The organism is Xanthomonas sp. NCPPB 2586 (assembly GCF_041475775.2).
Classification (GTDB): domain Bacteria; phylum Pseudomonadota; class Gammaproteobacteria; order Xanthomonadales; family Xanthomonadaceae; genus Xanthomonas; species Xanthomonas campestris.
Genome location: NZ_CM192981.1, coordinates 3,949,469 through 3,970,578, shown reverse-complemented (window position 1 = coordinate 3,970,578; position 21,110 = coordinate 3,949,469). Strand labels below are relative to the sequence as shown.

At 66.2% G+C, this 21,110-nt stretch carries 23 protein-coding genes; 5 read left to right on the top strand and 18 right to left on the bottom strand.

Going from position 1 to position 21,110, the window contains the following annotated elements:
- Positions 1 to 94: 94 nt before the first annotated feature.
- From ACCQ09_RS17380 to ACCQ09_RS17355, 6 genes are all read right to left on the bottom strand, one after another.
- On the bottom strand, positions 95 to 1,564 hold the full coding sequence (locus ACCQ09_RS17380; RefSeq protein WP_228427862.1) for an aldehyde dehydrogenase: 1,470 nt from the start codon (positions 1,562 to 1,564) through the stop codon (positions 95 to 97).
- A gap of 86 nt (positions 1,565 to 1,650) precedes the next feature.
- Positions 1,651 to 2,478 carry a p-hydroxycinnamoyl CoA hydratase/lyase gene (locus tag ACCQ09_RS17375; RefSeq protein ID WP_014506751.1) on the bottom strand — a complete coding sequence of 276 codons (828 nt, stop codon included), beginning with the start codon at positions 2,476 to 2,478 and terminating at the stop codon, positions 1,651 to 1,653.
- A gap of 33 nt (positions 2,479 to 2,511) precedes the next feature.
- On the bottom strand, positions 2,512 to 2,982 hold the full coding sequence (locus ACCQ09_RS17370) for a MarR family winged helix-turn-helix transcriptional regulator (RefSeq protein ID WP_040941737.1): 471 nt from the start codon (positions 2,980 to 2,982) through the stop codon (positions 2,512 to 2,514).
- 144 nt (positions 2,983 to 3,126) lie between these two features.
- Positions 3,127 to 3,522 (bottom strand): EF-hand domain-containing protein, encoded by a 396-nt coding sequence (locus ACCQ09_RS17365; RefSeq protein WP_040941736.1) that lies wholly within the window; start codon positions 3,520 to 3,522, stop codon positions 3,127 to 3,129.
- Positions 3,523 to 3,756: 234 nt separating this feature from the next.
- Positions 3,757 to 4,479, bottom strand: coding sequence for a hypothetical protein (locus ACCQ09_RS17360; protein WP_040941735.1), 723 nt, complete (start codon positions 4,477 to 4,479; stop codon positions 3,757 to 3,759).
- Between the two features lie 81 nt (positions 4,480 to 4,560).
- The gene (locus ACCQ09_RS17355; RefSeq protein WP_019237929.1) at positions 4,561 to 5,463 is read right to left on the bottom strand and encodes an SMP-30/gluconolactonase/LRE family protein; all 903 of its coding nucleotides are present in this window, start codon (positions 5,461 to 5,463) and stop codon (positions 4,561 to 4,563) included.
- 124 nt (positions 5,464 to 5,587) lie between these two features.
- Here ACCQ09_RS17355 and ACCQ09_RS17350 point away from each other — a divergent pair, with 124 nt between their 5' ends.
- Entirely contained in the window at positions 5,588 to 6,697 is a 1,110-nt protein-coding gene (locus ACCQ09_RS17350; RefSeq protein WP_040941734.1) for a Gfo/Idh/MocA family protein, read from the top strand.
- Positions 6,698 to 6,965: 268 nt separating this feature from the next.
- Here the strand turns inward: ACCQ09_RS17350 and rlmM are convergent, their stop codons facing one another.
- From rlmM to ACCQ09_RS17315, 7 genes are all read right to left on the bottom strand, one after another.
- The gene (gene rlmM / locus ACCQ09_RS17345; RefSeq protein WP_040941733.1) at positions 6,966 to 8,009 is read right to left on the bottom strand and encodes a 23S rRNA (cytidine(2498)-2'-O)-methyltransferase RlmM; all 1,044 of its coding nucleotides are present in this window, start codon (positions 8,007 to 8,009) and stop codon (positions 6,966 to 6,968) included.
- Between the two features lie 21 nt (positions 8,010 to 8,030).
- Positions 8,031 to 8,591, bottom strand: coding sequence for a nucleoside deaminase (locus ACCQ09_RS17340; protein ID WP_011036053.1), 561 nt, complete (start codon positions 8,589 to 8,591; stop codon positions 8,031 to 8,033).
- Positions 8,591 to 8,989, bottom strand: a complete 399-nt coding sequence (locus tag ACCQ09_RS17335) for a hypothetical protein (RefSeq protein ID WP_040941732.1) — start codon at positions 8,987 to 8,989, stop codon at positions 8,591 to 8,593. Before ACCQ09_RS17335 ends, ACCQ09_RS17340 begins: the two co-directional genes overlap by 1 nt.
- Before the next feature lie 72 nt (positions 8,990 to 9,061).
- Entirely contained in the window at positions 9,062 to 9,424 is a 363-nt protein-coding gene (locus ACCQ09_RS17330; protein ID WP_029217139.1) for an STN domain-containing protein, read from the bottom strand.
- A gap of 58 nt (positions 9,425 to 9,482) precedes the next feature.
- The gene (locus tag ACCQ09_RS17325) at positions 9,483 to 10,412 is read right to left on the bottom strand and encodes a DMT family transporter (protein WP_040941730.1); all 930 of its coding nucleotides are present in this window, start codon (positions 10,410 to 10,412) and stop codon (positions 9,483 to 9,485) included.
- Positions 10,413 to 10,537: 125 nt separating this feature from the next.
- A complete protein-coding gene (locus ACCQ09_RS17320) occupies positions 10,538 to 11,278 on the bottom strand; it encodes a helix-turn-helix transcriptional regulator (protein WP_040941729.1) in 741 nt (246 codons plus the stop codon).
- 43 nt (positions 11,279 to 11,321) lie between these two features.
- Entirely contained in the window at positions 11,322 to 13,061 is a 1,740-nt protein-coding gene (locus ACCQ09_RS17315; RefSeq protein WP_040941728.1) for a glutamine--tRNA ligase/YqeY domain fusion protein, read from the bottom strand.
- 229 nt (positions 13,062 to 13,290) lie between these two features.
- Between ACCQ09_RS17315 and ACCQ09_RS17310 the strand changes: the two genes are divergently transcribed.
- On the top strand, positions 13,291 to 13,932 hold the full coding sequence (locus ACCQ09_RS17310; protein WP_014506764.1) for a glutathione S-transferase family protein: 642 nt from the start codon (positions 13,291 to 13,293) through the stop codon (positions 13,930 to 13,932).
- Positions 13,933 to 13,934: 2 nt separating this feature from the next.
- Positions 13,935 to 14,165 (top strand): putative signal transducing protein, encoded by a 231-nt coding sequence (locus tag ACCQ09_RS17305; protein WP_012439155.1) that lies wholly within the window; start codon positions 13,935 to 13,937, stop codon positions 14,163 to 14,165.
- Positions 14,166 to 14,297: 132 nt separating this feature from the next.
- Here ACCQ09_RS17305 and ACCQ09_RS17300 read toward each other — a convergent pair whose 3' ends face one another.
- Genes ACCQ09_RS17300 through ACCQ09_RS17290 form a run of 3 tightly spaced genes read right to left on the bottom strand, consistent with a single transcriptional unit; the run spans position 14,298 to position 17,373 of the window.
- Complete coding sequence (locus ACCQ09_RS17300; RefSeq protein ID WP_103699477.1) at positions 14,298 to 14,762, bottom strand: response regulator; 465 nt, start codon at positions 14,760 to 14,762, stop codon at positions 14,298 to 14,300.
- A complete protein-coding gene (locus tag ACCQ09_RS17295; protein WP_228427863.1) occupies positions 14,759 to 16,669 on the bottom strand; it encodes an ATP-binding protein in 1,911 nt (636 codons plus the stop codon). The genes ACCQ09_RS17300 and ACCQ09_RS17295 overlap by 4 nt, the downstream gene beginning before the upstream one ends.
- On the bottom strand, positions 16,666 to 17,373 hold the full coding sequence (locus tag ACCQ09_RS17290) for a helix-turn-helix transcriptional regulator (protein WP_115000458.1): 708 nt from the start codon (positions 17,371 to 17,373) through the stop codon (positions 16,666 to 16,668). The genes ACCQ09_RS17295 and ACCQ09_RS17290 overlap by 4 nt, the downstream gene beginning before the upstream one ends.
- 125 nt (positions 17,374 to 17,498) lie before the next feature.
- On the opposite strand from ACCQ09_RS17290, the gene ACCQ09_RS17285 reads away from it, so the two are divergent.
- Together ACCQ09_RS17285 and msrA are read left to right on the top strand one after the other, a co-directional pair.
- A complete protein-coding gene (locus tag ACCQ09_RS17285) occupies positions 17,499 to 18,023 on the top strand; it encodes an SgcJ/EcaC family oxidoreductase (RefSeq protein WP_228427864.1) in 525 nt (174 codons plus the stop codon).
- A gap of 83 nt (positions 18,024 to 18,106) precedes the next feature.
- The gene (msrA, locus tag ACCQ09_RS17280) at positions 18,107 to 18,757 is read left to right on the top strand and encodes a peptide-methionine (S)-S-oxide reductase MsrA (RefSeq protein WP_228427865.1); all 651 of its coding nucleotides are present in this window, start codon (positions 18,107 to 18,109) and stop codon (positions 18,755 to 18,757) included.
- Positions 18,758 to 19,278: 521 nt separating this feature from the next.
- Here msrA and ACCQ09_RS17275 read toward each other — a convergent pair.
- Positions 19,279 to 19,848: a type 1 glutamine amidotransferase family protein gene (locus ACCQ09_RS17275; RefSeq protein ID WP_011036065.1), complete on the bottom strand. Its 570-nt coding sequence runs from the start codon at positions 19,846 to 19,848 to the stop codon at positions 19,279 to 19,281.
- Positions 19,849 to 20,124: 276 nt separating this feature from the next.
- A complete protein-coding gene (locus ACCQ09_RS17270) occupies positions 20,125 to 21,093 on the bottom strand; it encodes a transaldolase (RefSeq protein WP_184396512.1) in 969 nt (322 codons plus the stop codon).
- Positions 21,094 to 21,110: the final 17 nt, after the last annotated feature.

The following is a 21,110-nucleotide window of genomic DNA, read 5'->3' as shown; positions in this document are numbered from 1 at the left end:
TGCAGCAGCGAGCGCAACGCGACGCATGACGCAGCGCGTTGCGCATGTTGGCAACGTGATCGGTGTTGCACGCTTTTGACTGCGTTAAACGGTGTTAGCCGAGATAGATCGTTTTGGTTTCGAGAAACCCGTGCAGGCCTTCGATGCCACCTTCGCGGCCGATGCCGGAGTGTTTGACACCACCGAACGGCATCTCGATATCCACGCACATGCCGTTGATCGAATGGCTGCCGCTCCGCACGCGTCGCGCAATCGCGTAGGCGCGTTCGGGATCGTCGCTATAGACGGTGCCATGCAGGCCGTAATCGCTGTCGTTGACTTTGGCGATCAGATCTTCTTCGTTGTGATAGTCGATAAAACTCACGACGGGGCCGAAGATTTCTTCGCGGGCAATGGTCATCTCCGGCGTCACACCTGCAAACACGGTCGGCTCAAGAAAAAAAACGCGTGGCAAGTGCTCTGGCCGCTCGCCGCCCATGACCAGCTTTGCGCCTTCGGCGCTGCCCTGGGCGATGTAGCCTTGCACACGTTCCAACTGGCGGCCGAGTGCCAGCGGGCCCATGCCCGTGTCGGCGGCAAACGGGTCGCCGAGTTTGAGCGTGGCCAGCGCCGAGCAATACGCGTGCAGGATGGCCTCGCGCCGATGCGCGGGGACCAGTACGCGGGTGAGCGCGAAACACACCTGGCCGGTGATCGGCATCGAGTAGGGCACCAGGCTGGGCAGCACTTTCTCGATGTCGGCATCCTCCAGCACGATCGCCGCCGACTTGCCGCCCAGCTCCAGCCCGACGCGCGCCAGGCGCTCGGCGCAGGCCACACCGATCGATCGCCCTGCCTGGGTGGAGCCGGTGAAGCTCACCTTGTCCACGGAGGGGTGCCGGATCAGCTGTTCACCCACCTCGCGCCCAGCCGGGAGCAAATTGAACACGCCATCCGGCAGCCCGGCGGCGCTGATGCATTCGGCCAGAATATAGGCGTCGATCGGCGTTTCCGGAGACGGCTTGGCAACCACGGTGCAGCCGGCCGCCAGCGCGGCGGCGACCTTGTAGCAGAGCAGCACCAACGGCGCATTCCACGGCGTGATGGCGACGACCACGCCGACCGGTTCCTGCACCACGTGCACGCGTCCGCCGCTGGAGCGCGTGCGTGGCTCGACGAACGGGTGGGTGGTGATCAGGTCGCCGTAATAGTCGAACAGATCCGGCGCCTGCTTGGAGGCGCGCCGACTGAAGCCGATGGTGGCGCCGACCTGCGCGGTCCATGCATCTGCCAGTTCCGGCATGCGCGCCCGCAAATGCTCGGCAATGCGCTTGAGCGCGGCGCCGCGTTCTGGCGGCGGCAGCTGCGGCCAGGGGCCCCTGTCGAAGGCTCTGCGCGCCGCGGCAACCGCGGCCTCGGTGTCGGCATGCGATGGTTCGGTGTAGCGCAGCAGGCGTTCTTCGGTGTGCGGCGCGATGACATCCAGCGTCTGACTGCCGGTGCTGGCGCGCCACTGACCATCGATGAACAGTCCCAACGGTCCACGCGCGGCGATGCCACGCAGGGTCGCGGCTAAGGCTTCCATACTCCCTCCTCGGTGCAGAAAACCACTGGCGGCAGCGGTGGGCGGCACGTGCGTTGCACGGGCCGCTCACGCGCCGAAGGCGTTGCTCAGTTGGTGCCGGCGTCCGGCTCGTACGCGCCCAGACCGGGCTTGTAGCGCTTTTCGTCGATGAACTGACGGATGCCTTCCTTGCGCGCGTTGTTGTCGAACGAGTTGGCCGCTTCCTGCATGCGCACCAGATAGTCTTCGGCCTCGTCGTAGGTCATGGTGCCGACGCGACGCACGGCGTCCTTGGCATATTTCAGTGCCACCGGGTTTTTCTTGAGCAGCAACTCGGCCACTTCGCGCGTGCGTGTTTCCAGCCGTTCCAGCGGCACGCTTTCGTTGACCAGGCGCCACTCGGCCGCCTTCTTGCCGTCGACCAATTCGCCGGTGAGCGTCATCCACATTGCATCGCGCATGGAGAGCAATTCCACCGCCACCTTGGTGACGCCGCCGCCGGGCAGGATGCCCCAGTTGATTTCCGACAGGCCGAATTGCGCCTCGTCGGCGGCGATGGCCAGGTCGCAGGCGAACAACGGGCCAAAGCCGCCGCCGAAACACCACCCGTTGACCATGGCGATGGTGGGTTTTTGATACCAGCGCAGCCGGCGGAACCAGCCATAGGATTCGCGCTGCGAACGGCGCACCCCGCGCAGGCCTTGTGCTTCGGTCTCGCGAAAGTATTCCTTCAGGTCCATGCCGGCCGACCACGCGGTGCCTTCGCCGCCGAGCACCAGCACGCCGACGTTGTCGTCGAATTCCAGCTCGTCCAGCACGTCCAGCATGCGGCGATTGAGCGCCGGGCTCATCGCGTTGCGCTTGTCCGGCCGCGCAAACTTTACCCACGCAATGCGGTTTTCCACATGCACCGATACCACGTCATGCTCGTTCAAGCGGCCTCTCCTAGCAGTGAGGGATGTAGCGGATCAGAGTGATTCGGCCAGCGCGTCTTCGGCGTCTGCCGGTTGCAGGACAGTGCTGGCGTTCAATTTGCACAGCAGGCGCAACAGGGTCTGGCGTTCGCCAGCCTGCAGATCGCTGCAGGTGCGTTCGGTGGCGCGCGCCAGGCAACCCTGCGCGGTCACAAGCGTCTGTTCGCCCATCTGCGTGAGATAGAGCCCCTTGCTGCGCCGATCACGGCCGGCCAGGCGTTCGATCAGGCCCTGCTCGGCGAGCGCGTTTGCGATCTTCATGCCGGTGGCGCGATTGACCAGCAGGCGTTGACCAAGTTCGGTCTGATCGCAACCGGGTTGGTCGCGGATGTGGATCAGTGCGGTGACTCGCGCCGGGGTGAGGTGCAGCTCGGCCAGTTCCTGCCGCGCGGCATGCCCGGAAGCCAGGGCAGCCAGTTGCAGTTGATAGCCAAGGTCGGCAGCAAGGGCCAGGCGAGCGGTCATCGGGGCGTCCAGATTGTATCCATTAAATACAATCTAGCCGACCCAAGCGGACCCTGCAATAGGCAAAGACGGCCGCTGCATGAATAACTGTGCGCGTGGCCGTGCGGCGGCGCGCACGGCCCGCTGCGCAAGGAGCGCGGGCAGTTACTGGATCAGCCAGCCGGCCAGCTGTTCGCGGCTGAGGGCGCCGCTGTGGCGCGTATCGAGGGCGTCGAATTCATCGGCCAGTGCCGGGTTGGCCTGCGCCTCGGCGCGGCTGATGCGGCCGTCGCCATCGGTGTCCATCGCCTGGAAATCGATGCGGTAACTGCCCACCACGCTGGTGGGCTGGATGGAGCGCACGATCACGCTGGATTCGCCGCGCGGGCGCTCCAGCTGCGCCTGGTGGGTCACTTCGCCGCTGGCCAGCGGCTGGGTACGGATGGCGCTGGGCACATCGATCAACGGCATGCTGCTGGCGGGCGTGGGCGCCTGCTGGCTCCAGGCAGTGCCGCTGGCGAGTAGCAGCAAAAAACAGGTAACGGTGCGGAGCTTGGTCATCAGACCCCCCTGATGTGGAACAGCCCGCAAGCCTAGCGCCGATGGCGGGCGGCTGCGAGCCATTCCTGGCGTGGCCGGTTGTGAGGCGCGCTGTATTTCCGTGGTGGACGCGGCATCCGCATGCGTGTTGAGCGTGTGCAGCCATGCGGTGGTGACTGGTTGTCGCAGCGAAGAACCGCTGATCAACGCATCGACGTTGCAGGATCGTGCGGACCTGCAACGCCGTGCGTACGCTCAGCCAGGGATGAAGGGGAACACGATCTTCAGCAAGCCTTTCAAGCCGCCTTCGGCGGTGCTGGCCACGGCCTTGGCTCCCAGGCTGTTGAGCGCGCGCCGCACATCTTCCCAGCGCACCTGCGTGATGTCTTTTTTCAGCAGGTCGGACACTTCTTCGGCGGTAGGCGTGAGCTTTTGCAGTTCGCGCACGGTGGCCTGCGGGTCCGGCTGCAGATAGCCCCAGCGTTCGGCGATCTTCAACAGCGTGTCGAAGCGCACCGCCACCACTTCACGATTGCGCTCGTACACCGGCAGCGCGCCGACATCCAGAATGGCCTGCTCGAACTGCTGTGCATCATCGGGGTGTTCGATACGCACGGCCAGAAACCCTTCCTTGCGGCTGCGTTCGCTGACATGTTTTGCGCCCGAGCGCAGATTATCTTCGGTGAGTACGTTGGCCACGATGCGCTGCATTGCCGCGTCGCCTTCTTCGGGCACCAACGCGCGCCAGCGTGCGTAGCCATCGCGACGTAGGGCCTTCACCTTGGCCGAGGTCACCCGCAGCTGCAGTGCGACCGCGGCATTGGAGCTATTGCGGGAGATCGCACCGTCGCGCTCCAGCAACACGAAGATCAACAATTCCAGATCGCGTTTGGTGAGCGACTGGAAGCCTTGCAGCAAGGTCAGGCGCAGGAATTCGCTGCCAAAGGCGGCCGCGTCCTTCAGTTCGATCGGTTGCATGAGGAGTCCTCCACAGGTGACATGCAGCATGCCAGGACGCCGTTGCGCGCCCTGAGAACCGCTGCGACGTGCGCAGCAGTTTCAGCGTCCGGTTTCGCGGCCGGGGCGGTCGGACCTGAACGTTTCAACTGCGCCGCGGTCCTGCAGCGTGACGAACACCTGCTTGCCGTCGGTGCCGCCAAACGCCACGTTGCTGGCCTTGCGGCCCTTGAGCGCGATGGTGCGCAGCAGCTTGCCCTGCGGCGACACCACCGCGATCTGGCCGGCGTCGTAGCGGCCGATGTAGAGATTGCCGTCGGCATCGCAGCGCATGCCGTCCAGGCCGAAATCGGGGAATTCGATCAATACGCGCTTGTTGCGCAGGCCGCCGTCCACGCGGTCGTAGACCCACACCTTGCGCGCCATGCTCTCGTTGACGTACAGGTGCTTGCCATCCGGGCTCACATCCAGGCCATTGGGCGTGGTCATGCCGTCTTCGAGCAGTTGCACGGCGCCATCGCGGCTGACCTGCCACAGGCGGCCGCTGTTGTCGGTCCAGTTGGGATCGCTGGTATAGAAGCTGCCATCGGGGGCGAGCGCAAGATCGTTGGGGCCGTTGGAGGCGGGCAGCGCGGCGAACGTGCTCACTGCGCGCGTGCGCAGATCCACGCGCAGGATCTTGCGGCCAAGCGTGTCGGCCACGAACATCGCGCCATCGCGGAAACGGATGCCATTGCCGCGGCTGCCTTCGGGCAAGGTCAGGAAGACCTCGGCCTTGGCACTGCCATCGGCGTGCAGCGTGATGTGGCCGATGGTGCCGTCCTTGCCGAGATTCACCGCGTAGATCGCACCGTCCGGCCCGGCGGCCGGGCCCTCTGCATTGCTCGTGAAGGCCCCATCGCCGATCAGGTCGCGTGCAACGAAGGGCGCATCGGCCGCGATGGCGAGCGAACTGGACAAGACAAGCGCAAACGGCAACAAGCGAACACAGGCGGCAGCGATCATGCGACAGGCTCCGAGAGGGTGCGCCGCAGTGTGCCAGAACGTGCGTTGCAACCATGGCGGTGATCGCCGCCGATCAAGTAAGGTGCGCGAGCAGTATTGGCCTAGTCTTGCGAGGGAGGTTTGCATGTCTGTGGAATCCGTAACGCGTCGCCGCTTGCTTGCCGCCCTCGGCGGTGCAGGCATCCTGCTCGGTGCACCTGCCTGGGCATTGCCGAAAAAAGCGCCAGGAAAACCGCTCAATGTCGCGCTTGCCGGGCTGGGCAGTTATGCCAGCGAACAGCTCGCACCGGGCCTGGCCTTGACCAAGCACTGCAGGCTCGCCGGCATCGTGACCGGTACGGCCTCGAAGATTCCGCAGTGGCAATCCAAGTACAAGATTCCCGATCGCAACGTCTACAACTACGAGAATTTCGACCAGATCGCCGATAACGGCGACATCGACGTGGTCTACATCGTCACGCCCACCCATCTGCATGCGCCGCTGACATTGCGCGCGGCCGCGGCCGGCAAGCACGTGTGGTGCGAAAAACCGATGGCAATGAACGCAGGCGAGTGTGAGGCGATGATCGCTGCATGCAAACGCAACAAGGTGGCGTTGACCATCGGCTATCGCATGCAGCACGAGCCCAACACACGGCGCCTGATTGCGATGGCCAGCGAGAAGCCGTTTGGAGCCATGCAGCGCGTGCGTGCCGAAGCCGGCTACAACGGCTATCACGATGCGACCACGGCGGACCGGCCGTGGCGCCTGCGTTCGCAATTCGGTGGCGGCGCGATGTACGACATGGGCGTGTATCCGCTCAATGCCGCGCGCTATACGGTGGGTGCCGAGCCGGTGGCCGTGACCGCCAAGCGCTGGACCGATCGCCCGGAGCTGTTCGACGAAGTCGACGAACATATGGATTTTACGCTGGAATTTCCCAATTCCGTGCGTGCCGCATGCAAGACCAGCTTCGGTGCCAACATGAATGTGCTGCGTGCCGAGTGCGAACGTGGCTGGTATGAGTTGTCGCCGTTTCAGGCCTACCAGGGCGTTACCGGCAAGGCCAGCGATGGGCGCGTGTTCGACGCCAAGGTGCCGCACCAGCAGGCACTGCAGATGGATGAAGATGCCTTGGCCATCCTCAACGGCACGCCGCTACGTGCACCGGGCGAAGAAGGTCTGCGCGACATCCGCATCGTGGATGCGATCTACCGCTCCGCGCGCGAGGGCAGCAAGCGCATCGTGCTGTAACCGCAGCCCGCTCTTTTTATCGACGGAGCGGCCGCTGAAATCAAGCGAGCAGGCTGGCGCAAACCAGCCTGCCGTGATGCATGCGCTGAGAACAAGCCTGCAGCAGCACTACCTGCGGTGACCGAAAGCGCGACCGCCCGCCGAAAAATATCAACTGCGCGCGAGTGAAACGTCATGCTTGGTCAGCGAGTGCCCGCCAGCGAGTAGCAATGACACCACCACTCCCCGCTCTTACGATTCCCCAATCCCGATTCCCAATTCCCAGCGCCTAGCCCCGCATCGCCAGTACCGTGATTTCCTCACGGTCGTGATACAGCTGCTTGGCTCGCACGGTCAGTGATTTCTCGGCTTGCTGCTCGAACAGGTCCAGGCACAGCCGGGTCTCGTCCCAGCGTTTTTTCATCGGCAACTTGAGATTGAAGATGGTGTGGCGGCACCAGCCTTCGCGCACCCAGGTGGCCATGCGTTCGGCCACGCGGCGTGGCTGCTCGACCATGTCGCAGACCATCCAGTCCAGCGGTTGCGCGGGCTTCCAGTGAAAGCCATCGGCACGCAGATGTTCGACCAGACCGGTGGCCAGCACATGCTCGCGTAGCGGGCCGTTGTCGACACTGGTCACGTGCACGTGCTGGCGGGTGAGCACCCAGGTCCAGCCGCCCGGTGCGGCGCCCAGATCGGCGGCGCGCATGCCGGGTTTGACCAGCTGTTCGCGTTCTTCCGGGGTCAGCAGCGTGAGCAGTGCTTCGTCGAGCTTGAGTGCCGAGCGCGATGGCGCCTCCGGCAGCAATTTCAGGCGCGGAATGCCGAGCGGCCAGGGCGCGCTGTCGCTGCTGTCGGCCACTGCCAGCAGTGCGTGGTCGCCATCCAGAAAACAGATGTGCAGGCGTGGCAGTCGCGCTTGTGGTTTGTCGGTCAGCAGGCCGGCCTTGCGCAATGCAGGCCGCAACGCATTCCCGAAGCTGCGGGCCAGGCCGGCCAGTGGTTTGCCGGCGTCCGAATCCGGATGCTCCACCCACAGATCGCCAAAGCGCGGTTGGCCGTCCAGCGCCGCCAGGATCGGGGTGATGCGGTCCTTGGGATCGAGGCCCTTGAGTTCGGCGAGCACCACCAGTTTCTGGCGCGCGAAGATCAGCTCGCGCCACTGCAGCCTGGCGGCCATCTGCGCGGCCTCGTCGCAGACAAACAACACATAGCCATCGTTACGCTGCGTGCGCGCATAGCCGGCAATGCCGACAAACGCTGCGCGGGCGCTGAGTTCGGCGGCCAGTTCCGGCTCGAAGCCCTGCCGGCAATAGCACAGCAGCCCGCTCATCGCAGTGCCTGCCGTGGGAGGTCAATAATGATCACCGCCACCCTCGCCATAGCTGCGCAACACCGCGCAGGCCTGTTCGCGCTGCACATCGCGCACCACCTCGATGCCGCGACGGGTCAGCTCGCCCACCCAGTCGGCCGGCAGCGGGCCTTCGTCGAATTCGGTCAAGGCCATCACGTCTTCGGCGCGCGCGCCGATCAGCAGGCGGTCGATGCCGGCCCACACGGTGGCGCCGTAGCACTGGCAGCACGGCTGCGCAGAGGTGGCCAGGGTCACCGGCGACAGGACATCGTTCAACCGTGGCGTCTGCAGGCGCTGCTGGGCCAGCATGTAGGCCATGTTTTCCGCATGTGCCAGCGAAGTGTTCTGTGGCACCACGCGGTTCACCGCCGCGGCGATGATGCGGTCGTCGGGCCCGAACACCACCGCCCCAAACGGGCCGCCGCTGCGTGCTTCCACGTTCATCCGCGACAGATCGATCGCCAGCGCCACTTTCTCGGCGTCGCCAGGATAGGCGCGGCTGGCATCCACATGGTCGTGGATCCAGGCGGGCAGGGTGAGGTGAACTTGCGCGTAGAGCATCACTGGACCGGTGCAGGAGAGGAATCAGGGCGGCGCAGTGTATCGGTCTGTGCATCGCTTGCGGCACATTGGCCGGAAACGCACTGGCAGGCACTGATCTCGCGGAAGCCGCACACACTCATCGTGCCGCTGGCCTGACATTGCGCCAGCACGCCCTTGGGGTCGGTGGCGCTGTTGACCTTGACGCATGCGGGAAACGCGCCGCAACAGTTGCCCACGTCTTTCACCGTGCAATCGGCATCGGTGCGGCAGGTGGTGTTGACCTGGATGCGCTTGATGGGTGAGGCCGATGCGGGCGGTGTGGCCGCTTCAGTGGGCGGGGGAGCAACACAGCCAATCAGCAAGGCCTGTGCGATCAGCAGCACGGTGCTCAGGAGCCAGGAATGGGGGCGGGGCATGCGGGCGTCCTGCAAGGGGCGGAGGACTGCCATGGTAGCCCTCCTGCCCACGCCGCACGCCGCTGTGGCCGGTCAGCGGCTCAGCGTGATCGAATCGGCGGTTTCTTGCTGGACCACGATCCCGGTGCCGGCGATGGCCTGGCGCACTGCCTGTCGGATGCTCACCTGGCCGTGCACCGCATTGACCGGCACTGCATCGAAGGAGCGGTCGGTGGGCGGGGAAAACTGAATCGCGCAGCGGGTGGCGTGGGCCAGCTGCTGCATGGTTTCGTCCAGCCGCGCTGGCGGGATGTCGTAGTTTGGCGGCACTGCGACCACATCGCAGGGGCCGCTGGGCGGCGTGCTCGCCTGTGGGCCAGCGGGCTGGGTTGTGCAGGCGCCCAGGCCAAGCATCAGGCAAGCCAACGCGCAGCGTAGGGATGGGGAAATATGCATGGGCATTGCGTGGGGTCAATGCCGCAGGGTAGGCACCTGGTGTGGTGCCGGCGGTGAGTCAGTTCGTTTCGCCATGCAGCGCTGCGCACCACAGCACGCCCACCAGCAGGCAGGCGATGGCGGCCAGCTCCAGCCCGGTGGGCAGGCGCGCTTCCCAGGCAAAGCCGTACAGCAGCGCGAACACCGTTTCGAACACGATCATCTGGCCGACCAGGGTCAGCGGCAGCAGCCGGCTGGCGCGGTTCCACAGGCCATTGCCGATCACCGAGGCGAGCACCGCCAGCACCAGTGCAATGGCCCAGAAGCGGGCCCAGTCAAGCGGCGCATGCACGGTGGTGTCGAGCAATGTGAGCGGGGCCAATAGCAGCGCCAGTGCTCCGGTGACCACGCCGGTCAGCAGCGACCAGTCCTGGCTGGACAGGTCGGCGCGGCGTCGCAGCCAGCGGGCATTGCCGATGGAATACACCGACCAGCTGATCAGTGCGCCCACCGCGCACAACAGCCCGGCCACGCGGGTGCCCAGATCCGACGCCTGCGCGCCGCCGTTGCGCTGCAAGGTGTCCACCGCCACCAGCGCCACGCCTGCCACGCACAGCACGCACGGCGCGGCCAGGCGCCGTAATCCCACCGCACCGGCGGCGCGCGTGCCGATCACCGTGACCACCACCGGCAGCAGGCCGATGATCAGCGCGGTGGCCGCGCCACCGGCCCATTGCACGGCACTGCCGAGCAGCACGTAGTAGATCAGGTTGCCCAGCAGGCTCAGGCGCACCAGCGCCCACCATTCGGCGCGGCCCAGCCGGGCGGCGGTGCGCCGCGCGCGCGGCGCTAGCACCAACGCGGCCACTGCGCCATAGGCCAGGTAGCGCGACAACGCCAGTTGCAACGGCGAAAACGCCGCCAGCAACTGTGGTGCCAAAAACACCAACCCCCACAACGCGCCGGCGCCCATGCCACTGGCCACGCCTGCCATCAGCCGCTCACGCATCGCACGCCTCCTTCCAGGCGCACAGCATGCCGCGTGTGTGCAGGGGCGGCTTGACCCGGACTCTTGTGCGGCGTTCAGTCTGGCCGCCGCTGTGTGCGGGGATCACAGCGCCCACGGCATGCGGCTCAGCGCGTGCCGGCATGGGGCTGGCGTCGATACGCCGCCGGCGTCATGCTCAGGGTGCGGCGCATCGCACGCGTCAGTGCGGTTTGGTCCGACCAGCCATGCGCCAGTGCCAGCTGCGCGATCGGCACATCGGTATGCGCAAGCTGCAGGCAGACGCGCTGCAGGCGCAGCGCGCCCAGCCATTGCTGCGGCGTTTGTTCGAAGGTGTCGCGAAACAGCGCGTGTACGCAGCCTGCGCCCACGCCCAGGTACGCGGCCATGCGCTGCACCGGCCAGGGCTCGGCGTGTGTTGCGGTGATCGTGTCGCACAGCTGCTGCAGGCGCTGCAGTGGTGCTGGGTCGGCGCGCAAGGCGTGCAGCAGCGGCGGCAGACAATGGCCACGCAGCAGGGCAGGTACGGCATCGCGCGTGCGGCAGTGCTGGTCGATGAAGTTGGCAATGGCCAGCAGGCGCGGCGTGGTGGCCACAAATGGCCGCTGTTGCAGCTGCTCCACGCGATGGGCGCCCACGTCAGCGACGCTGCATTCCAGGATCAGAAAACGGTTGTCGTCGTGCGCGGCCTGATCGTGAGCGGTGTGCGGTGCGATGACCACCGCCTGCCGGTGATCGACGCGTCCGCCGCGTCCACCGACCTCGATCTCCAACGTGCCGCGAATCGGCAGTACTACCTGCACATGGGCGTGGCGGTGGCGATACCCGTCACGCCCGTACCGGCGCAGGTGCAGGGCGCCATCGGTCATTGCAGCAGGGCCGCGCCGTTGCGAGCAGCGGCGCGGCGGAGCCTCACTTGGCCCAGGTGTCGCGCAGGGTCACGCTGCGGTTGAAGACCGGCGTGGCGGCACTGTGGTCGCGGCGGTCGGCCACGAAATAGCCGGTGCGCTCGAACTGGAACGCCTGCTCGGGCGCGGCCTGCGCCGCCGACGGCTCCACGTAGCCGCGCACGCTGCGCTTGGACTCGGGATTGAGGTAGTCGCGGTAGGTTTTGCCTTCGGATTCGTCGTCGGGCTTTTCCACCGAGAACAGACGGTCGTACAGGCGGATTTCCGCCTCCACCGCATGGACGGCGCTGACCCAATGGATGGTGCCCTTGACCTTGCGGTTGGAACCGATCATGCCCGGGCGCGATTCCGGATCCAGCCAGCCGCGCAGCTCCACGATCTCGCCGGCGGCGTCCTTGATCACTTCATCCACGCGCGCAATGCCCGCGCCGCGCAGACGGATCTCGCCGCCCGGCACCAGCCGCTTCCAGCCCTTGGGCGGCACTTCGGCAAAATCCTCGCGCTCGATCCACAGCTCGCGCGCAAACGGCACCTCACGCGTGCCGAAACTTTCGTCCTTGGGGTGATTGGAAAACTGCAGCGTCTCGGTGTGGCCCTCGGGCAGGTTGGTCAGCACCAGCTTGAGCGGGTCGATCACCGCCATGCGCCGCGCGGCGGCCGCGTCCAGGTCTTCGCGCAGGCAGCCTTCCAGCACCGAGAAATCGATCACCGAGTTCTGCTTGCTGATTCCCACGCGGTCCACAAACAGGCGCATCGCTGCCGGCGTATAGCCGCGCCGGCGCAGGCCCTGCAGCGTGTACATGCGCGGGTCGTCCCAGCCGTCCACCAACCGTTCTTCCACCAGCGCGGTGAGCTTGCGCTTGCTCATCACCGTGTAGTTGATGTTCAGGCGCGAGAACTCGATCTGGCGCGGCTTGGCGGCTTCCTTCGGGTAGCCCTTGCCCAGCAGCGGCGCCAGCAGCTCGGGATGGCCGCTCAGGTCCACCTTGTCCACGCACCAGTCGTACAACGGGCGGTGATCTTCGAATTCCAGCGTGCACAGCGAATGGGTGATGCCTTCCACCGCATCGCCCAGCGAATGCGCGAAGTCGTACATCGGGTAGATCGGCCAGGCGTTGCCGGTGTTCTGGTGTTCGACGTGCTTGATGCGGTACAGCGCCGGGTCGCGCAGGTTGATGTTGCCGCTGGCCATGTCGATCTTGGCGCGCAGTGTGCGCGCGCCATCGGGGAATTCGCCGGCCCGCATGCGCCGGAACAGGTCCAGGTTTTCGTCGACGCTGCGCTCGCGGAACGGCGAGTTGCGGCCCGGCTCGGTCAGCGTGCCGCGGTATTCGCGCACCTGCTCGGCCGAGAGGTCGCAGACGAACGCATGGCCGTCGCGGATCAGCTTTTCCGCCGCCAGGTAGTACACCTCGAAGTAATCGGAGGCGTGCCGCAGCTGCGCCCACTCAAAGCCCAGCCAGCGCACGTCGTCCTGGATGGCGACCACGAACTCGGGGTCTTCCTTGGCCGGGTTGGTATCGTCCAGGCGCAGGTTGCACAGCCCGCCAAACTCGGCCGCCAGGCCGAAGTCCAGGCAGATCGCCTTGGCATGGCCGATATGCAAGTAGCCGTTGGGCTCGGGCGGGAAGCGGGTGCGGATGGCCGTGTGCTTGCCGCTGGCCAGGTCCTCGCGAACGATCTGGCGGATGAAGTCTTTCTTCTCCGCCGGGGCGGTGGCGTCGGTGGCTGGAATCTCGGACATGCGGGGCATCGGTATCGGATAAACCGCAAGTTTAGGCGGTGGCACCGGTTTAGGGGTAGGCGCGGCGCACGTGGCGGCCTGGTGGCAAGTGCGGGGCAGTGCCAGAGCGCACTGGAACCTGTGGCGGCCAGGGCCGGCGCGCAACCGGTTCATGGGGCCTGCCATCGGCCGCTGGCCGGCATCGCGCCCGACGCGTACGCTGCGCGCACTCCTTCGAGCGAGCTGCGCAATGTCACTGCCCCGACTGGTGATCGGCGACAAGACCCTGTCCTCCTGGTCGTTGCGGCCGTGGCTGTTGCTACGGCATTTCCAGGTGCCGTTCGAAGAAGTCGCCTTGCCGTTGAACACGCCCGAATTCCAGGCCCGTATCGCCGGCTATTCGCCGACCCGGCTGGTGCCGGTGCTGTGGGATGGCACGCTGCATGTGTGGGATTCGCTGGCGATCTGCGAATACGTCAACGAGCGCTGGCTCGATGGCCGCGGCTGGCCAGCCGACCCGGCAGTGCGCGCGCAGGCCCGCGCCGCCGCCGCCGAAATGCACGGTGGCTTTGCCGCGCTGCGCAGCCAGCTGCCGATGGATCTGGCGCGTGTGCCCGGGCCCGCCCACTGGGATGCCGCCGCCGAGCGCGACATCGCGCGCATCCAGGCGCTATGGGCCAGCCTGCGTGCCGAACACGGGCAGGGTGGTGCGTTCCTGTGCGGCGACTTCGGCATCGTCGATGCGATGTTCGCGCCGGTGGCACTGCGCTTTGCCAGCTACGGTGTGCCGCTGTTCGAAGCCGCCGGCGACTATCTGGCGGCGCTCGACAGCCTGCCGGCACTGCGCGAGTGGAAGCTGGATGCCGAACGCGAACGGCTGGGGCGCGGCTGAGCATGCAGATCGCCTATCGAGCCAGCCACATCATCGACGCCCATCTGGCCAAGCACGCGCTGGAAGATGCCGGCATCACTGCCTTCGTGTTCGGCGAATCACTGCTGGGCGGTGCAGGCGAACTGCCGGCCTTCGGCGTGTTGCAGGTCTGCGTGGCGGACATGCATCTGAGCCAGGCGCAGGCGGTGCTGGCCGAGATCGGCCTGTGCGGCGAGGTCACGCGCGCGCTGTAGCGGTGCGCGGCCCATGCGTTTGTCCTGTGCTGCGCGTAGACGTGCACCCGGGCGCGATGAGGTTTCCCAGGCAACGCCGGTCGCGCCCAGGTGCGCTCCGACGACGGTCGCGCGCGCAGATCGGCGGCACGATTACTCCGGCTGACGCCAGCCCGGCGGCGCGGCATCGGGCGAGGCCAGTGCCCGCAGGCGTTTGAACAACACCGTGGTTTCGGCCACGTTCCAGACCCGCAACGCCACCTCGAAGGTGTCCAGCGGCTTGGTCAGGAAGTCCTTGGCGCCCAACCCGAGCGCGCGATGGCGGGCGCTGCGGCTGGGGTCGGCGGTGAGCACGATCACCGGCAGGAACTGCCCCGGGTCGGACAGGCGCGCCAGCTGCTCCAGCAACGCATAGCCGTCCAGTTCCGGCATCTTCAGATCCAGCAGGATCAGGTCCGGCGCGAATGCCGACACCAGGCCCATGACCCGTTGCGGGTCGGTGGTGGCGATCACCTGCTGGAAGCCTTCGCGTTGCAGCAGGTCTTCGAGCAGCCGCACATTGGCCGGCTCGTCGTCGACGATGAGGATGCGGGAGGCGAGGATGTCGTCGCGTGTCATGCCAGTAGCCTGTCGATCACGGTGAAGAATTCCGCCACATCGAGTGGTTTGGTCAGATAGGCGCGCACGCCCTGGTTGCCCACGCGCGCCAGCGTGGCAGAGGTCGCGTCGGCGCTGATCACCACCACCGGCACCGCGGCAGTGGCCGGCTGCGCCTGCAGGTCGCGCAGCAGTTCTTCGCCACTGCCATCGCTCAGGTGCAGGTCGAGCAGGATCAGGTCCGGCACCCCGTGTTGCAGCAGCGCACGCGCCTGCGCCAGGCTGGCCGCTTCCAGCAGCTGCCACTGCGGCCGCCGCTCGGTGAGCGTGCGGATCAGCGCCTGGTTGGAGGGGTTGTCTTCGATGCTCAGCAGGCGGCAGACACCGCTGCCGGCGTTGCTGGGCGGCAGCAGTGTGCGTGCAGGTTCGGCGCTCTGCGGCTCGCCTCGCGGCAGGGAAATCCAGAAACGCGCGCCGTCACGGCTGCTGTCCACGCCGATCTGCCCGCCCATGGCCTCGATCAGGCGCTTGCTCAGCGCCAGCCCCAGTCCGGTGCCTTCCACGGCCGAGCGTTCCGCGCCCAGCCGCTCGAACGGGGTGAATAGCCGTTCGATCTGCGCCGCCGTGAGCCCGGCGCCCTGGTCGGCAACCACGATGCGTACCTGATCGCCATCCGGCTGCGCGCTCACCTGTACCTGGCCGCCGGTGCGATTGAACTTGACCGCATTCGACAACAGGTTGAGCAGCACCTGGCGCAGGCGCTGGGCGTCCGCGCGCACCGTCCAGGGGCCATCGATGGTCGGCGGCTGCAGGCTGATGCCGTGCTTGTCGGCGTCCGGCGCGATCAGGCCCAGCGCCTCGTGCACGGCGGCGCGCACCGCGATTGGTTCGGGGCTGAGATCCAGTTGATCGGCTTCGATGCGGGCGATGTCCAGCAGCTCGGTGATCAGGCCGAGCAGGTGCCGGCCGGCGCCCAGGATGTGCTGCAGGTGGCGGCGGTGGCCCGGCTCGGGCAAATCCATCTCCAGCACCTGCGCATAGCCCAGGATCGCGTTGAGCGGGGTGCGCAGTTCATGGCTGCTGCGCGAGAGGAATTCGGTCTTCGCGCGGTTGGCGGTCTCGGCCTCGCGGCGGGCCAGTTGTGCTTCGTTGGCGCGTGCGGCCAGCAGTTCGCTGGCCTGTGCCAGGCGTTGGCCGACCTGCCCGAGTTCATCGCCGGCACGCGGCTGTGCGGCCAGCGGCAGCCCTTCGCCGAGCCGGTCGGCATTGGCCGCCAGCGTGCGCAGGCGCCCGGACAAGGCCGAGGCGAACCACGCCACCGCGAACACCGCGCCCAGGCCGCCGAGCATCGCAGCGCTCAGGGTGATGATGAGATTGCGCTGGCGCAGCCCCTGCGCCTTGGCGGTGCGCACCTGCAGTTGCGCGGTTTCGTAATTGCGCAGTTCGCGTAATTCAGCGCGCAGGATGTCGAGCTTGTACTTGCCATCCCACAATTGGCGGATCTCTTCCTCGCGGCTCAGATCCGGTGCGAGCAGACGGCGCCAGCCCTGCATCTTTTCGGCGAACAACGGCTTGATGCGCGCGAAACGCTGCGCCTGCACCGGGTCGGTGATGCGTTGCGACAGCCGCTCGGCCACGCGTTGCAGGCGCGGCTCCGCGTCGCGGTACGGGGTGAGGAATTCATCGCGGCGCACCAGCCGATACCCGCGCACACCGGCGGCGGTTTCGGCCAGCAGCGCGTGCGCTTCGTACAGATCGCTGAGCACTTCCAAGGTTTGCCGCACATCGTTTTCGGCGGCGATGTTCTGCCGCTCCACGCTGTAGATCGCCATCAAGGCCACGGCCAGCAGCAGCAGCGGCAGGGTGACCACCGCCAGGCTCTTGCGGGTGATCGGCCAATCGTTCCATCGCACCGCCAGAGCATTCATTGCGCAAGTCCTGCGTGGACCGCGTACACCGCGGCCTGGGTGCGATCTTTTACCTCAAGTTTCTGCAGGATTCGCTCGACGTGCACTTTGACCGTGCCGGGAGAAATCCCCAGTTCAGCTGCCAGCGTCGCGTTGGTGAGCCCGCGCGGCAGCAGCGAGAGCACCTGTTTTTCGCGCTTGCTCAGTGCACTCAGGCGGTCGTCCTGCACCGCTTTGCGCCGCCGCGTGGCGACCGGCTTGGCTGGCTCGGCGACCATCGCCGGCAACAGCAGCGCAAAGGCCTGCAATGCCTGCAGGTCGTCGCTGCCCGGCGCCAGGCGGCCGTCGTTCCAGGCCACGCACACCATGCCCAGGGTGGTGCCGAGCAGCTGGATCGGCAGCCTCGCATCACGCATTTCGGCCGGGCGGGGCGGCATCAGCCAGGTGGCCTCATGGCTGTCACCGGGGGCGCTGGCGCCGGGCGGCAGGGCGCGGCCCCTGCTGGCAAACACCTGCGCGCGTGGCCCGCGCTGCGCCAGCACCGCGCCATCTTCCAGCCCCAGCAGCAACAGCACGCGGCCCAGCACTGCATCGCAAGCCTGTTCGGGCGTACTGGCGCTGCGCAGCGCCGCGCTGGCCTCCTGCAGCGCCTGCCAGCGTGCGCTGTCGGAGGCGTCGCGGCGTAGCGCCAGGCGCCAATCGCCTGCATTGGTTGGGGTTTCCATATCCGAGCTCTAGGCCGATCAGCATATTTGAGTATATGCCACTCGGCAGAATTGTTGGGCTCGCTGGATTTCGATACTTGGCTCGCCCACTGAGGCAACCCCCCATCACTCAACGGAGATACCCCATGCGTCGCACCCTGTTCTCTCTGGTTCTGGCTCTGGCTGCCACCCCGGCGCTGGCTGGCGGCGTGATGCACTACACCGACAAGGCCGCGCTGCCCGCCGATGGCGAAGCGCGCGAAGTGGCTGCGCTGTTCGACACCTGGAACGCGGCCCTGGCCACCGGCAACCCGCACAAGGTGGCCGACCTGTACGCCCCGGACGGCGTGCTATTGCCGACGGTCTCCAACGAAGTACGCGCCTCACGCGAGCAGATCGAAAACTACTTCGAGATGTTCCTGACCAAGAAGCCCAAGGGCGTCATCAACTACCGCACCGTGCGCCTGCTCGATGACGACAGCGCGGTGGACGCGGGTGTGTACACCTTCACGCTCACCGACAAGAGCGGCAAGAAGAGCGATGTGCAGGCCCGCTACACCTTCGTGTACGAAAAGCGCGACGGCAAGTGGCTGATCATCAACCACCACAGCTCGGCCATGCCGGAAGTGGATACCGCCGCCGCAACCGCTGCGGTCACCAAGGCGAAGTGAGGTGCAATCGCCGGGAGCGGCTTGAAAGCCGCTCCCACCGGCGCCATCCAGCAGGCAACCCTCAAACACGCGGGAGTTGCACCATGTTGGGAATCGGCGCCTTCAAACAACGCATGCCACGGCCCGGCGAAGCACTACCGGGACGTACCCAGGCGTTGCCCCTGCACAACACGCACCTGATCAACGGCCACCCGTTGCGTGGTGAGTTCACCGGCCTGGCCCAGGTGCAATTCGGGCTCGGCTGCTTCTGGGGCGCGGAACGAAAGTTCTGGAACGTGCCTGGGGTCTACACCACGGCGGTGGGTTACGCCGGCGGCGAAACACCGAACGCGACGTATTCGGAAGTCTGCTCAGGGCAGACCGGCCACACCGAGGCGGTGCTGGTGGTGTACGACGCGCAGGCGGTGTCGTTCGAACAATTGCTGCGCACGTTCTGGGAAAGCCACGATCCAACCCAGGGCATGCAGCAGGGCAACGATGTCGGTACGCAATACCGCTCGGCGATCTACTGCAGCACGCAAGCGCAATACGACGCGGCCATTGCCAGCCGCGATGCCTACCAGCAGCGATTGACCGCAGCCGGTTATGGCGACATCACCACGGAGATCCGTTACCCGGCGCCCACGTTCTATTACGCCGAAGACGATCACCAGCAGTATCTCGCCAAGCATCCCAATGGCTATTGCGGGCTTGGCGGAACGGGAGTGAGCTGCCCGATCGGGCTGGATGCCTGAGCGGAAAGGCGAGGCCGGATCCAAGCGCTGCCATGTGATCGTGGCGTGCCGATGGCCATAGTGACCGGCAGCGTTTTCACGATCAGGCAGCGCATGGGAGTGCATGCCAGGCAACTTGCAATGGCTGCGCCGGAGACGGCGTGGCCATCTTTTTGTGTGTCAGTAGCGGTGGCCGACCGCCGGTGCGGAAGACTGGTTGCGTGCTGGTGCGCGACGCCGCCTGCAGGCGCATGCGTCACGCACCGGCGTCGGGCGCGTGGACGCAGAGGTCGGTAACGCCATTGAGTGGTAGTCGCGGCGGCTTGAGTGCGACGTGCTGGCAAGTCTCAGCACACGAGCAGCATCTGCGTTTCCACAGTTTTCTGGCATGCCACCACTCGATGCGCACTTCTCGCACATGCGTGGCACGAACCTCCCCAGCCGTGGAAGGCGCATTCTCGCTGATTAGCGAGCTGCCCCCACAAACTCGGTGCCGGCATATCGCAGAAGGGCGTGTCTTGTTACGCCAATAGCCACTACGTCTAGACGAATTCGCCCGAGAACATGCCGCGCAGTTGTGCCAACAGCTCGGTGCGCTCCGGATGCAGGGTGCGCATGCAGGTCACCGCAAACCCCACCGGGCTGGTGCCGGGTGCGGTGATCACGCCGTCGGCGCTGACCACTTTCTCGTGCCGGTAATGCGCAGCGCCGGCATACGGCACCACGTGCTCCTGCAAGAACGCCAGCGAATTGCTGGTGTGCGGCCGCTCGTCGAGCAGACCCGCATACGCCAGTGCGATGGTGGCTCCGCAGATGGCCGCAATCGGGCGCTGCTGTTGCACGCGTTCGCACAGTACGCCGCTCAGCCCGGGAATCTCGCCGGCTTGCCAGCGTTCGCTGCCTGGCAGGATCCACAGATCGGCGTCCAGCGGTGCCAGATCCGAGAGCGCAAATTCCGGCGTGATGCGCAAGCCGCCGATCGAGTGCACCGGCTGTCCGTCGATGCTGGCGATGGCGACCTGGTCGCCGAACCACTCGCGCGCCGCAGGCAGGACCACGCCGATTTCCCAGTCGGCGACACCGTCGACCATCACCACTGCGATGTTTGCCATTGTCCGTTTCGTCCGTTGAGGAATCCGGATTCTAGGCAGCGGCCCGTCAGATGTTGTGAGCGTGTTGTCGAAACAGCAACGCGCCGGTTGCTGGGGTTCTGCGCCGCCGGGGCGGCACGCGCCTGGAGGCTTACGCGGCAGTGGCAGATCGCGCTGGGCTGCAGGTCATCGATCGGTGGCGGTCTGTGCGCGCTGCGAATCAATCGCTAATGCCACAAACAAAAACGCCTGCGGGCGATGCCGCAGGCGTTCGAAGTGACGCAACAACGGGAACGATCAGCCAGCAAGCTTGTCGGCGATGGTCTTGCGCAGCGCCTCCAGGTCCTTGGCGAAGGTGTCGATGCCGCTGGCCAGCTTCTCGGTGGCCATGTCGTCAGCGGCCAAGTCGGTGGCGAAGCTGTCGCTGTTGATCGGCGTGATGGCCGCGTTGTCCGCAGTCAACGGCGACAGCTTGCGCGGCAGGTCGCCGTGGTCGGCGTCGAGCTTCTCCAGCAGGTCCGGCGAGATGGTCAGGCGGTCGCAGCCGGCCAGCGCCTCGATCTGCGCAGTGGAGCGGAACGAGGCGCCCATGACCACAGTGGAGGAACCGCGGCGCTTGAACTCGTCGTAGACACCGCGCACGAACACCACGCCCGGGTCTTCGTCGATGCTGGCCGGGGTCTGGCCCTTGGCGACAAAGAAATCCAGGATGCGGCCGACAAACGGCGAGATCAGGAACACACCGGCCTCGGCACAGGCCAGCGCCTGCGAGCGGTTGAAGATCAGCGTCAGGTTGCAGTCGATGCCTTCCTGCTGCAGCTGGCGCGCGGCTTCGATGCCTTCCCAGGTGGCGGCGATCTTGATCAGGATCTTGTCCTTGGACACGCCACGCTCGGCATACATCGCGATGAACTTGCGTGCCTTGGCGATGGTGGCCTGGGTGTCGTGCGCCAGGTCCGCGTCCACTTCGGTGGACACGCGGCCGGGTACCAGTTCCGACAACATCGTGCCCACGCCGACGGTCAGGCGATCGGCCACTTCGTTGATGGTGCTGTTGCGGTCTTCGCCACCGTGCGCGCGGCCCCAGGCCAGCTCGCGCTCGATCAGGTCGGCATACACCGGCAGATCCAGCGCTTTCTTGACCAGAGTGGGGTTGGTGGTGCAATCGACCGGCTTGAGCCGCTTGATCGCGTCGTAGTCGCCCGTATCGGCAACGACAACGGACAGGTCACGCAGTTGGGCAAGCTTGGAGGGGGATGCAGTCATGCGGGTTCTCTCGAATC

Excerpts from the sequence above, each read along its gene's own strand:
- ACCQ09_RS17380 (WP_228427862.1), bottom strand. The coding sequence starts at position 1,564 with ATGGAAGCCTTAGCCGCGACCCTGCGTGGCATCGCCGCGCGTGGACCG.
- ACCQ09_RS17370 (WP_040941737.1), bottom strand. The coding sequence starts at position 2,982 with ATGACCGCTCGCCTGGCCCTTGCTGCCGACCTTGGCTATCAACTGCAA.
- ACCQ09_RS17365 (WP_040941736.1), bottom strand. The coding sequence starts at position 3,522 with ATGACCAAGCTCCGCACCGTTACCTGTTTTTTGCTGCTACTCGCCAGC.
- ACCQ09_RS17360 (WP_040941735.1), bottom strand. The coding sequence starts at position 4,479 with ATGCAACCGATCGAACTGAAGGACGCGGCCGCCTTTGGCAGCGAATTC.
- ACCQ09_RS17355 (WP_019237929.1), bottom strand. The coding sequence starts at position 5,463 with ATGATCGCTGCCGCCTGTGTTCGCTTGTTGCCGTTTGCGCTTGTCTTG.
- ACCQ09_RS17350 (WP_040941734.1), top strand. The coding sequence starts at position 5,588 with ATGTCTGTGGAATCCGTAACGCGTCGCCGCTTGCTTGCCGCCCTCGGC.
- rlmM (WP_040941733.1), bottom strand. The coding sequence starts at position 8,009 with ATGAGCGGGCTGCTGTGCTATTGCCGGCAGGGCTTCGAGCCGGAACTG.
- ACCQ09_RS17340 (WP_011036053.1), bottom strand. The coding sequence starts at position 8,591 with ATGCTCTACGCGCAAGTTCACCTCACCCTGCCCGCCTGGATCCACGAC.
- ACCQ09_RS17335 (WP_040941732.1), bottom strand. The coding sequence starts at position 8,989 with ATGCCCCGCCCCCATTCCTGGCTCCTGAGCACCGTGCTGCTGATCGCA.
- ACCQ09_RS17330 (WP_029217139.1), bottom strand. The coding sequence starts at position 9,424 with ATGCATATTTCCCCATCCCTACGCTGCGCGTTGGCTTGCCTGATGCTT.
- ACCQ09_RS17325 (WP_040941730.1), bottom strand. The coding sequence starts at position 10,412 with ATGCGTGAGCGGCTGATGGCAGGCGTGGCCAGTGGCATGGGCGCCGGC.
- ACCQ09_RS17320 (WP_040941729.1), bottom strand. The coding sequence starts at position 11,278 with ATGACCGATGGCGCCCTGCACCTGCGCCGGTACGGGCGTGACGGGTAT.
- ACCQ09_RS17315 (WP_040941728.1), bottom strand. The coding sequence starts at position 13,061 with ATGTCCGAGATTCCAGCCACCGACGCCACCGCCCCGGCGGAGAAGAAA.
- ACCQ09_RS17310 (WP_014506764.1), top strand. The coding sequence starts at position 13,291 with ATGTCACTGCCCCGACTGGTGATCGGCGACAAGACCCTGTCCTCCTGG.
- ACCQ09_RS17305 (WP_012439155.1), top strand. The coding sequence starts at position 13,935 with ATGCAGATCGCCTATCGAGCCAGCCACATCATCGACGCCCATCTGGCC.
- ACCQ09_RS17300 (WP_103699477.1), bottom strand. The coding sequence starts at position 14,762 with ATGACACGCGACGACATCCTCGCCTCCCGCATCCTCATCGTCGACGAC.
- ACCQ09_RS17295 (WP_228427863.1), bottom strand. The coding sequence starts at position 16,669 with ATGAATGCTCTGGCGGTGCGATGGAACGATTGGCCGATCACCCGCAAG.
- ACCQ09_RS17290 (WP_115000458.1), bottom strand. The coding sequence starts at position 17,373 with ATGGAAACCCCAACCAATGCAGGCGATTGGCGCCTGGCGCTACGCCGC.
- ACCQ09_RS17285 (WP_228427864.1), top strand. The coding sequence starts at position 17,499 with ATGCGTCGCACCCTGTTCTCTCTGGTTCTGGCTCTGGCTGCCACCCCG.
- msrA (WP_228427865.1), top strand. The coding sequence starts at position 18,107 with ATGTTGGGAATCGGCGCCTTCAAACAACGCATGCCACGGCCCGGCGAA.
- ACCQ09_RS17275 (WP_011036065.1), bottom strand. The coding sequence starts at position 19,848 with ATGGCAAACATCGCAGTGGTGATGGTCGACGGTGTCGCCGACTGGGAA.
- ACCQ09_RS17270 (WP_184396512.1), bottom strand. The coding sequence starts at position 21,093 with ATGACTGCATCCCCCTCCAAGCTTGCCCAACTGCGTGACCTGTCCGTT.